Below are 8651 nucleotides of genomic sequence, written 5' to 3'. Positions count from 1 at the left end.
GCGCCCGCCACGCGACGCCAAGACCGGTGATCAGCTCGTCGCGCCGATCACAAGGCGGAAGCCGATATCCTGAACCCTCTCGACCGGGCGGCCCCGCAGCCGGGCCAGAAGCGCCTCGCCGGCCAGTTCTCCGATCTCCACCCGACGCGAAGCGATGGTGGTCAGGGGCAGCGGCAGGGCCTGGCCGATCGCAAGCCCGTTGAACCCCGCCAGCGCCAGGTCGCCCGGCACGTCCAGCCCGGCGGACATGGCATGAAACGCGCCGCCCACCGCCACATCGTCGTTCGAGAAGCAGACGGCCAGCCGGTCGGCGCCGCGACCCGCCGGGCAATCGCGCAGCACCTGCGCCACCGCCTCGCGGCCAAGCGGGACCGACGAGGGGCCGGGCAGCATCACGGTCTTGGCCAGCGTGACATCGGCCTCGGCAAGGCCATCGCGGAGACCCTGAAGGCGCGACAGGGCTCGCGGGTCAGTCGAGATGTCATGGCCCGCATAAGCGAACCGCCGATAGCCGCGCCCCAGCAGATAATGGGCCAGCGCGCGCCCTGCCGCACGCTGCGACAGGCCCACCGCCATGTCGATGGGCGCAGGGTCCACATCCATGATTTCGACCACGGGAACCCCTGAGGCGACCAGCATCCGGCGCGTCTCGGGCGTGCTGATGGCGGGCGCAAGGACCAGGCCCGCAGGACGCCAGGACAGCAGGTCCGCCACAAGGCGCTGCTCTTGCGCGGGATCATAGTTCGACACGCCCAGGATCGGATGGTGCCCCGCCTGCTCCAGCCGCGTCTCAAGGCCGTGAAGCACATCGGCAAAGACGCTGTTCGACAGCGAGGGCAGCACGACGGCGATCTGCTGCGACTGACCGCCCGCCAGCGTCCCGGCCAGCCGGTTCGGCGTGTAGCTGAGCGTCCGCGCGGCAGCCTGAACCCGCTCGAGCGTCGTGCGGGCGACATTCGTGCCCCCGCGCAGCGCACGGCTGGCCGTGATCTCGCTGACGCCCGCCATGCGCGCGACCTGGGCCAGGGTAGGTCTCGCCTCGTCGGTCGGGTCAGAGTTCTTCATCGTGGTGCCTGCGTCGAAATGACAGCCCTGTCAGTTCGACAATCATATGACAAGCAGCGAACACAGTCCAGATAGCGGCCAATTGACAGCGCTGTCATGCTTGAGGCAATCTGCCCCTCGGGGAGGATGCGACGATGCGAATCGTGGTGACAGGGGCGGCCGGGTTTCTGGGCCGGATGGTCGTAGAGGCTCTTGACCGGGCAGAGACCGTGATACTGGACGGCGCCGAACGACGCGTCTCGGCCATTCTGGCGGTGGACATCGCCGCCGAACCGCTTGCCGATCTGGCCGCGCGGTGCCGCCGCGTTCATCCCCTCGCCGGGGGGCTGAGCGATCCCGCCGTGCTGAGCCGCATCGCCTCGGACGCACCCGATCTGGTGATCCACTTTGCCGCCGTCGTTTCCGGTCAGGCCGAGGCGGACTGGGATCTGGGCATGTCGGTCAACCTTGCGGGCACCATCGCCCTGATCGAGGCCTGCCGCGCAATGGCGCGCCCACCGGTCCTGATCTTTTCGTCCTCGGTCGCGGTCTTTTCCTGCGCGGCCAACGACACCATCACCGAAGGCGCCCTGCCCGCGCCGCGATCCTCTTACGGCACGCAGAAGCTCATGGGTGAGCTGCTTGTCCGCGACGCCACGCGGCGAGGCTTTGTCCGGGGCCGCTCACTGCGGTTCCCGACCATTTCTGTCCGTCCGGGCGCGCCAAACAAGGCCGCGTCCAGCTTTGCCAGCGGCATCCTGCGTGAGCCGATGGCGGGGCTTGCGGCCCCCCTGCCCGTCGGGCGCGACCTGCGGCTGCATCTGGCCTCGCCCGGCAAGGCGCTTGACTACATGCTGCACGCGGCGGCGCTGGATCAGGCCGCCATCGGGGTCGAGACGACGCTGACCCTGCCCGGCATCAGCGTCACCGTAGGCGAGATGATCGACACGCTGGCGCGGATCGTGGGCGCGGATGCCGCCGCGCTGATCCGGCCCACGCCCGACGCCGCCATCGAGGCGATCGTCGCGTCATGGCCCGGCGAGATCACCTGCCCGCGCGCGCGCGCCTTGGGCTTCACGCCGAATACAGGAATTGCGGAGCTGATCATCGAACATCAGCGCCGCATGAACACAGCGGTCTGAGGGGGGCCGCCACCACCATCACAGGGAGCGAGATGCAAATGAAACACGTTCTTCTTTCCGCCGTCTCGGCGGCAGCATTGCTGGGCGCCACGGCGGCCTCGGCGCAGCAGCGGGTGGTGGTCGGCCACACGCTGTCGCCGACATCGCATTACGCGGTCGGCGCGCAGGCCTTCATCGCCAAGCTCGAGGAACTGTCGGGCGGCGCCTTCGCTGGCGAAGAGGCCCCGGCCGGCCAGCTAGGTGGCGAGCGCGACATGATCGAGGGCCTGCAGATAGGGTCGCTGGATGTCGTCATCACCTCGACCGGGCCGATGGGCAATTTCGTGCCGGAATTCCTGGCGCTGGACCTGCCCTTCCTGTTCCGCGACTATGACCATGCCCGCCGCGTCCTCGACGGCGAGATCGGGCAAGAGCTTCTGGCTGCCGTCAGCGGCAGCAACCTCGTCGGGCTTGCCATGTCCGAGAACGGGTTCCGCCATGTGACGAACTCGCAGCGGCCGATCACTTCGCCTGCGGATCTGGGCGGGCTGAAGCTGCGCACGATGGAGAATGCCGTCCACATGGCCGCCTTCGAGGGTATGGGCGCGTCTCCGACGCCCATGGCATTCCCCGAAGTGTTCGGCGCGCTGCAGCAGGGTGTCGTGGACGGGCAGGAAAACCCGATCACGGTCATCACCGCCTCGCGTTTCTGGGAGGTGCAGGGCCATGTCACGCTGACCGGCCATGTCTATTCGCCCGCCGTCGTGCTGGCCTCGCCGGTGCTGTTCGACAGCCTGACCGAGGAACAGCAGGGCTGGTTCATCGAGGCCGCGCAGGCCTCGGCCGCCGCGACCCGCGCCGAGGTGGACCGTCTCGAGTCCGAGGGCGTGGAACTGCTGCGCTCGAACGGGATGGAAGTGATCACCGAGATTGATCGCGCCCCCTTCCAGGAACTGGCCGCCGAGGCCGCATGGCCGGTCTATACCGACCGTTTCGGCAGCGAGATGATCGAGCGCATCCTCGCCGTCGAGTGATCCGAAGGGGCGCGCCCCCCGCATGAACGGGCCGGTCGAACAGGCTTCGACCGGCCCTTTCCCCAACCGCACGGTTCGGAAAGGAGCCGAGATGCGACATCTCGCGACGCTGTTCCTGAAAGTTGAAAGGCAGACCACACGGCTTGCGCTTTGGGCCGCGATGGCATTCTTGGTGATCGCGGCATCGCTTGCGGTCTATCAGGTGACGACCCGGTTCGCCTTTGGCCGCCCCTCGACCTGGTCCGAGGTGATCACGCGTTCGGCGATGATCTGGTCGGTCTTCATGGGCGTCGCCCCGGCCTTCCGCGAAGGCACGATGATCGCGCTGGAACTGGTGCAGAACGCACTGCCGCGCAAGCTGGGTCTGGCCCTCTACCAGGTCTCGATGGTGCTGACGCTGGTCTTCTTCGCCGTCCTGTTCTGGCAGGGCTGGGCGATGACCGAACGCGTGTCCAGCCAGACACTGGCCGCGCTGCAAGTGTCCATCGCCTGGGTCTATGCGGCCATTCCGGTGGGGTCGGTCTTCATCTCGATCGCGGTTGCGGGCTGCATGATCCGCGCGGGGCAAGGCGAATGGCCGCGCGAAAGCGGCGACAACCAGATGCTGGCTGAGGCAAAGCTGTGAACACCGCTCTTGCCCTTTCACTGGCCATCTTCTTCCTGCTGGGCGTTCCCATCGCGGTCGCGATCGGTCTGGCGTCGATCATCGGGATCATCGCAAGCGACCGGTTGCCGCTGCTGCTGGTGGCGCAGCGCATGTTCACGGGGCTGGACAGCTTCCCGCTGATGGCCATTCCGCTGTTCATTCTGGCAGGCAACCTGATGTCGGTCGGCGGCATCTCGCAGCGCCTCGTCGATCTGGCCAAGGCGATGGTCGGCGGCATCCAGGGCGGGCTGGCCGCGACCTGCGTGCTGACCTGCATGCTGTTCGCCTCGGTCTCGGGGTCGTCGGTGGCCACGACCTTCGCCATCGGTGCGATCCTGATCCCGGCGATGGTCAAGCACGGCTATCCCAAACCCTTCGCGGCCTCGGTGCAGGCGTCATCGGCCGAGTTGGGCGTGCTGATACCGCCCTCGATCCCGCTGATCCTCTATGCTGTCTCGACCGACACCTCGGTGGGGCAACTGTTTCTGGCCGGCCTTGGGCCGGGCCTGCTGGTTGCCGGTTCGCTGATGGTGCTGGTGCTGATCCTCTGCCGGGTCAAGGGCATCGGCGCGCAGGACGGGGCCGAACGCGCGCGGCTGGGGCCTGCGGCGCTGGCCGCGCTGCCGGCGATGCTGGTGCCCATCGTCATCCTGGGCGGCATCTATTCCGGCGCTTTCACCCCGACCGAGGCCAGCGCGGCCGCCGTGGTCATGGCCTTGCTGGTGGGCATGGTCTTTTACCGCGAACTGAAGCTGCGGCATCTGCCCGAGGTCCTGAAAAAGACCGTGCTGGCGACTTCGGCCATCATGCTGATCATCTCGGCGGCGGCGCTGTTCTCGTTCCTGATGGCGCGCTCGGGCCTGCCCAACGACATCGCCGCGCTGATCCGCGAGGTGATCGACAGCCGCATCCTGTTCCTGCTGGCGGTCAACGTCCTGCTGCTGATCGTGGGCATGTTCATCGAGACTTCGGCAGCGATCCTCGTCCTTGCGCCCATCCTGGCGCCCATCGCTGTCGCCTATGGCGTCGATCCGGTGCATTTCGGGCTGATCATGGTCACGAACCTGGCGCTTGGCATGATCACGCCGCCGCTTGGGGTGAACCTGTTCGCCGCCTGCGCGGTGGCGAGGATCCCGGTCGAGCGGATCATCCCGCAGCTGCTGTGGTTCGTCCTGACCGTCTTCGGGGCGCTGATGGTCATCACCTACGTGCCGGCCGTCTCACTTTGGCCGATGCAATTCATCATGGGGCTTTGACATGATCATTCACTTCGCCGGGCTGGGCTCGATGGGTCTGGGAATGGCGCAATCCTGCCTGCGCGCCGGATTCGAGGTCCACGGGACCGACACCAACCCCGACCGTGTCGCGGCGCTGACCCAGGCCGGGGGCCACGCCCTTGGCGCCGATAGCCCGCTGGCCGATGCGCTGGTCTGCGTGGTGCTGAACGCCCAGCAGACCCGCAGCGCCCTGTTCGGCCCTTCGCGTCTGGCGACGGGGCTGAGGCCGAACGGCGTCATCCTGGGCTGCGCGACCGTCGCCCCCGCCTTTGCGCAGGAGATGGAGGCCGAGGCGGCGTCGGCGGGCCTCCTTTATCTCGACGCGCCGATCTCGGGCGGGTCGGGCAAGGCCGCCTCGGGGCAGCTGTCGATCATGGCCTCGGGGACGCAGGCGGCCTTCGCTGCGGCGCGCCCCGCGCTGGATGCGATGGCGGCGACGGTGTTCGAACTTGGCGACGCGGCGGGGCCGGGATCGGCGATGAAGGCCGTGAACCAGATGCTGGCGGGCGTGCATATCGCCGCGATGGCCGAGGCGATCACCTTCGGCATGACGCAGGGCATCGCGCCGGACACATTCCTTGACGTGATCCGGCAATGCGCCGGGACCAGCTGGATGCTGGAGAACCGCGCGCCCCATATCGTTGCGGGCGATTACACCCCGCACAGCCAGGTCAACATCTGGCCCAAGGATCTGGGCATCGTGCTGGACATCGCCCGCGACGCCCGCTTTGCCGCACCGATCACCGCGGCGGCGTTGCAGCAATACCTTGCCGCCGCCGGGATGGGACTGGGCCAACAGGACGACGCCGCCGTCGCCAAGGTCTATGCCCGCAATGCGGGCCTGACCCTGCCGGGAGAGGCGTGATGCGTCTGGGTTGCATAGGCGACGATTTCACCGGGTCCAGCGATCTGGCCAACACGCTGGCCAAGGCCGGGATGCGCGTGGTCCAGTATTGCGGCATCCCCGACAAGCCCGCCGATCCGGACGTGATGGCGGGGGTGGTCGCGCTCAAGACCCGCTCGATCCCGGCGGCCGAGGCGGTGCGCCAGTCCCTTGCCGCGCTGGACTGGCTGCGCGCGCAGGGCTGCGAACAGATCCTGTTCAAGTATTGCTCGACCTTCGATTCCACGCCCGAGGGCAATATCGGCCCCGTCGCGGATGCCCTGGCCGAAGCGCTGGACGCCCACAAGGTCATCGTCTGCCCTGCCTTTCCGGGGGCGGGGCGCACGATCTATCAGGGCCATCTTTTCGTGCAGGACCGGCTGCTGAACGAATCCGGGATGCAGAACCACCCGCTGACGCCGATGACCGACCCCGACATCAGGCGCTGGCTGCAACCGCAGAGCCGCCACGGCATCGGCCATGTTCCCGCCGCCGCCGTCATGGCCGGCCCCGCGCGGATCAAGGCGGCGCTGGCGGCGCAGCATGCGGCAGGCCACCGCCACATCGTCGTCGATGCGGTCAGCGACGCGGATCTGCTGGCCATCGGTCAGGCCGCGCGGGACCTGCCGCTTGTCACCGGCGGATCGGGCATCGCCCTGGGCCTGCCCGCGAATTTCGGCTGCGTCTCCGCGCCCGTTCCCTGGCGGGGCCAGCCGGGCAAGGCGGTCGTGCTGTCGGGCTCGTGCTCGACCGCGACGCGGGCGCAGGTCGCGCGCCACAAGGCCCACCACCCCGCGCGCGAGATCGACGCCGCCGCCGTGATCGAAGGCCGCCTTGGCGCAGATGACTTGGCAGCATGGCTGCTGAAGGCGGACGGCCTGCCCTTGGCCTACAGCTCGGCCGACCCGGCCCAGGTCGCCCGCATCCAGGACCGCTTTGGCCGCGAGGCATCCGCCACCGCGCTGGAAGGCTTCTTTGCCGAAGTCGCGCGCCGTGTCGTCGCGGGCGGCGTCGCCCGCATCATCACCGCAGGGGGGGAAACCTCGGGCGCGGTGGTCGAGGGGCTGCGCCTCTGCGCGCTGGACATCGGGCCCGAGATCGACCCCGGCGTTCCCGCGCTGCGCGCCACGCCCGATCTGGTCCTTGCGCTGAAATCCGGCAATTTCGGCGCCGAGGATTTCTTTGAAAAGGCCGACCGCCTGCTGAGGTCCGCACCATGAGCGACACCGCGCTGCGCGAACAGATCTGCACGCTGGCCCGATCGCTGTTCGACCGGGGGCTGACGCATGGCAGCACCGGCAACATCTCGGCCCGGACCGAGGATGGCGGGCTTCTGGTCTCGCCGACCGGGACCAGCTTCGGTCGGCTGGACCCCGCGCGACTCAGCCGGTTCGATGCACGGGGCCGCCTGATCGACGGCGATCCGCCGACCAAGGAAATGCCGCTGCACACGGCGTTCTACGACACGCGCAGCGCGGCGGGCGCGGTGGTCCACCTGCACGGCACCCACTCGGTCGCGCTGTCGATGCTGCCCGAGACCGACCCCGACAATGTCCTGCCACCGCTGACGCCCTATGCGATCATGCAGCTGGGAAGGGTCAAGCTGCTGCCGTTCTTCGTGCCGGGCGACCCGGCGATGGGCGATGCGGTGCGCGGGCTGGGGGGCAAGCGCAGCGCGGTGCTGCTGGCCAATCACGGGCCGGTCGTCGCGGGGCGGGACGTCGCCGCCGCCTGCAATGCGATCGAGGAACTGGAAGCGACCGCCCGGTTGGCGCTGCTGCTGCGCGGCGCCTCGCCCCGGATGCTGAGCGATGATCAGGTGCGCGCGGTGGTCACGCGCTTTGACGTGGAGTGGGATGGATGATCCGGTTTTCCGCCAATCTGGGCTTTCTCTGGACGGATCGCAGCCTTCCCAACGCGATCCACGCCGCTGCCGCAGCCGGGTTCGACGCTGTCGAATGCCACTGGCCCTATGACACATCAGTAAGCGCGATCCGCGAGGCGCTGGCCCGGACCGGCCTGTCGATGCTGGGTCTGAACACCCGTCGCGGCGACGTGGCTGCGGGCGAGAACGGCCTGTCGGCCCTGCCCGACCGCGAGGCTGAAGCGCGCGCCGCCATCGACGAGGCACTGGAATACGCCGAGGCCGTCGGCGCGCTCAATGTCCATGTCATGGCGGGCAACGCCTCGGGCGACGAGGCCGAGGCGAGCTTTCTGGCCAATCTGCACCATGCCTGCGACCGCGCGGCCCGGACGGGACGGACCATCCTGATCGAGCCGCTGAACCCCCATGACGCGCCGGGCTATTTCCTGAACACGACGCGGCAGGCCGAGGCGTTGATCGCGAAGCTGCGGGCGCCGAACCTGCGGCTGATGTTCGATTGCTACCACGTCGGACGGACCGAAGGCGACATCATCGGCCGCCTCCGGGCGCTGTATCCGATCATCGGTCACATCCAGTTTGCGGCAGTGCCGGACCGGGGCGCGCCCGACCACGGAGAGGTCGATTTCCGGCCCATCTTCGCCGAGGCACGCGCCTTGGGCTGGACCGCGCCCCTTGGCGCCGAATACAGGCCCGGCGGCCCGACCGAGCCGACTTTGGACTGGATGGCCACCCTGCGCCAACCCTGACGTCGCAGCGCCTTG

The 8651-nt window shown here is 68.5% G+C and carries 9 protein-coding genes; 8 read left to right on the top strand and 1 reads right to left on the bottom strand.

The genetic code is table 11. From position 1 onward, the window contains the following. Positions 1-30: 30 nt before the first annotated feature. On the bottom strand, positions 31-1065 hold the full coding sequence (locus ACTZWU_RS15725; protein ID WP_444738309.1) for a LacI family DNA-binding transcriptional regulator: 1035 nt from the start codon (positions 1063-1065) through the stop codon (positions 31-33). 134 nt (positions 1066-1199) lie between these two features. On the opposite strand from ACTZWU_RS15725, the gene denD reads away from it, so the two are divergent. From denD to ACTZWU_RS15685, 8 genes are all read left to right on the top strand, one after another. Continuing rightward, entirely contained in the window at positions 1200-2186 is a 987-nt protein-coding gene (gene denD / locus ACTZWU_RS15720) for a D-erythronate dehydrogenase (RefSeq protein ID WP_444738308.1), read from the top strand. A gap of 38 nt (positions 2187-2224) precedes the next feature. After that, a complete protein-coding gene (locus ACTZWU_RS15715; RefSeq protein ID WP_444738307.1) occupies positions 2225-3199 on the top strand; it encodes a TRAP transporter substrate-binding protein in 975 nt (324 codons plus the stop codon). Positions 3200-3290: 91 nt separating this feature from the next. Next, positions 3291-3824 carry a TRAP transporter small permease gene (locus ACTZWU_RS15710; RefSeq protein WP_444738306.1) on the top strand — a complete coding sequence of 178 codons (534 nt, stop codon included), beginning with the start codon at positions 3291-3293 and terminating at the stop codon, positions 3822-3824. Then, positions 3821-5101, top strand: a complete 1281-nt coding sequence (locus ACTZWU_RS15705; protein WP_444738305.1) for a TRAP transporter large permease — start codon at positions 3821-3823, stop codon at positions 5099-5101. The genes ACTZWU_RS15710 and ACTZWU_RS15705 overlap by 4 nt, the downstream gene beginning before the upstream one ends. A gap of 1 nt (position 5102) precedes the next feature. Further along, on the top strand, positions 5103-5987 hold the full coding sequence (gene ltnD, locus ACTZWU_RS15700) for an L-threonate dehydrogenase (RefSeq protein ID WP_444738304.1): 885 nt from the start codon (positions 5103-5105) through the stop codon (positions 5985-5987). Beyond that, positions 5987-7225, top strand: a complete 1239-nt coding sequence (otnK, locus tag ACTZWU_RS15695) for a 3-oxo-tetronate kinase (protein ID WP_444738303.1) — start codon at positions 5987-5989, stop codon at positions 7223-7225. Before ltnD ends, otnK begins: the two co-directional genes overlap by 1 nt. Then, positions 7222-7869 carry a 3-oxo-tetronate 4-phosphate decarboxylase gene (gene otnC, locus ACTZWU_RS15690; RefSeq protein ID WP_444738302.1) on the top strand — a complete coding sequence of 216 codons (648 nt, stop codon included), beginning with the start codon at positions 7222-7224 and terminating at the stop codon, positions 7867-7869. Before otnK ends, otnC begins: the two co-directional genes overlap by 4 nt. After that, positions 7869-8636, top strand: coding sequence for a hydroxypyruvate isomerase family protein (locus ACTZWU_RS15685; RefSeq protein ID WP_444738310.1), 768 nt, complete (start codon positions 7869-7871; stop codon positions 8634-8636). The genes otnC and ACTZWU_RS15685 overlap by 1 nt, the downstream gene beginning before the upstream one ends. The last annotated feature ends 15 nt before the right edge of the window (positions 8637-8651 follow it).

Origin of the sequence: Paracoccus sp. NSM, from assembly GCF_052379855.1 — a bacterium.
Classification (GTDB): domain Bacteria; phylum Pseudomonadota; class Alphaproteobacteria; order Rhodobacterales; family Rhodobacteraceae; genus Paracoccus.
Note: the sequence above shows the minus strand (reverse complement) of the source record. Positions and strands in the feature narration are given on the sequence as shown.